This is a genomic window from Moorena sp. SIO4E2 (genome assembly GCF_010671945.1).
GTDB lineage: Bacteria > Cyanobacteriota > Cyanobacteriia > Cyanobacteriales > Coleofasciculaceae > Moorena > Moorena producens.
Genome location: NZ_JAAHIE010001027.1, coordinates 1 through 1,899, shown reverse-complemented (window position 1 = coordinate 1,899; position 1,899 = coordinate 1). Strand labels below are relative to the sequence as shown.

Below are 1,899 nucleotides of genomic sequence, written 5' to 3'. Positions count from 1 at the left end.
AATTCACAGACCAAGTCATCACCCTTTCCGGTCGCCGCCGTCAATCCCCTCTAGGGTTATCCGGAGAAACCAAGTTTGAGGTTGCTTTGTACTTACCCAAAGGCAATCCAAAACCAGCCCCCTTAGTGGTCATGTCCCATGGCTTTGCCTCAGATCGCAACCATTTCACCTATTTATCAGAACACTTAGCATCCCATGGCATTGCTGTAGCCGTGCCTGAACACGTCGGGAGTAATGTTGAATACTCTCAAGCTGTACTACAGGGACTAGCGAATGGAATCAATCCAGTAGAGTTTATTGAACGACCCTTAGATATTAGATATGTGCTCGATGAACTGGAAGACCTCTCTAAATCTGACCCTAATTTTGCTAATCAGCTGAATCTGGAACAGGTTGGTGTGATTGGTCATTCCTTCGGGGGTTACACAGCTTTAGCCGTAGCAGGTGCAGAAATTAATGATTTAAGACTGCGCCAAGTGTGTCCTGATCAAGACCCAACCTTCAATCTCTCTGTACTGCTCCAATGCCGTGCCAATCGCTTACCCCCGTTTAATTATGACTTGCAGGATCCACGGGTCAAAGCAGTAATCGCTGTTAATCCTATTACCAGCACAGCCCTTGGTCCAGCTAGCTTGGGTAACATTCAAGTCCCAGTCATGATTATGGCAGGTAGCCACGACATTGTTGCACCAACTGTCCCAGAACAGATTCACCCCTTCATCTGGCTCAATACCCCAGAAAAATATCTGGCAATGATTGTTGATGGCAACCACTTCTCCACTAGTGGTGCATCCGGCGACGATTTTGCCCTGTTTCCTAAAGAATTACTCGGTTCCAATCCTCAGGTCGGACTTTCTTACCTAAAAGCCTTAAGCTTGGCCTTTATTAATACTCATATTCGGGATTTGCCAAACTATCGACCTTACCTCAGTGTTAGCTATGCCAAATTCCTTTCTGAGAATTCCCTAGATCTACATTTAGTCAAATCTTTAACACCAGAACAACTAGAGGAATCTTTTGGCAGTGAACTTCCCGAAAGTATCATACCACAACTTGCCATTGAGCCAATATCCAAGCGTTCAGAAACGGTTTTAGACCAAATTAAACGAACTGGTACCATAAAAGTTGGTATTAGAAAAGATGCTGCTCCTTTCGGCTACATTGATACCAACGGAGATTGGAAAGGGTATTGCTTTGAGCTACTAAATTCCTTAAAAGACAAGGTTGCCGAAGAACTCAATAAACCTATAGAACTAAAAGTTGTTGCCATTCAATCAACCTTGGAAAATCGCTTTGCTATTGTCCGAGACGAAACCGTACATTTGGAGTGTGGCCCTAATACTATTAGGAGTGATATTGCAGGGGTAAAATTCTCAACACCATTTTTTATTACTGGCACACACTTTTTAGTAGATTCTCAACAACCGAGAGTCTTCAATCGTTACCAAAGCCTTGACAGTTTAAAAATTGGAGTGCTTCCCAGTAGCCTCACAGAAACATTTATTGAGCAAACCTATCCTAATGCTCAGAAAATAGTTTTTCCTGGAGACATAGGTAGGTCTCAAGGAGTCAAAGCATTAGTCAATAGCGATATTGATGCCTTTGCCAGCGATGGCATTTTATTAATTGGAGAAGTCACCAGACAAGGACTTTCCTCATCCCAGTACACCTTATCTCCAGATCAACCACTGACCTGTGATTTCTATGGCATGATTCTCCCTAAGAGTGATCCGCCATGGCAACGTATTGTCAACTCCTTTATTGAAGGCGAAAAAGCTAAAGAAATTTGGGGGGGATGGTTTACAAATTTGTTTCCCTATGTCTTATTAAATCTAGAGTATTGTATTGATAAATAAGATGTAAGTCAGTCTAGGATATTCATCATTATTTTTTAGCAGT

The 1,899-nt window shown here is 42.4% G+C and carries 1 protein-coding gene; it reads left to right on the top strand.

The features are described from left to right. A partial coding sequence (locus F6K37_RS40210; protein WP_287256876.1) for an alpha/beta fold hydrolase occupies window positions 1-1,856 on the top strand: 1,856 nt, incomplete at its 5' end. Between the last annotated feature and the right edge of the window lie 43 nt (window positions 1,857-1,899).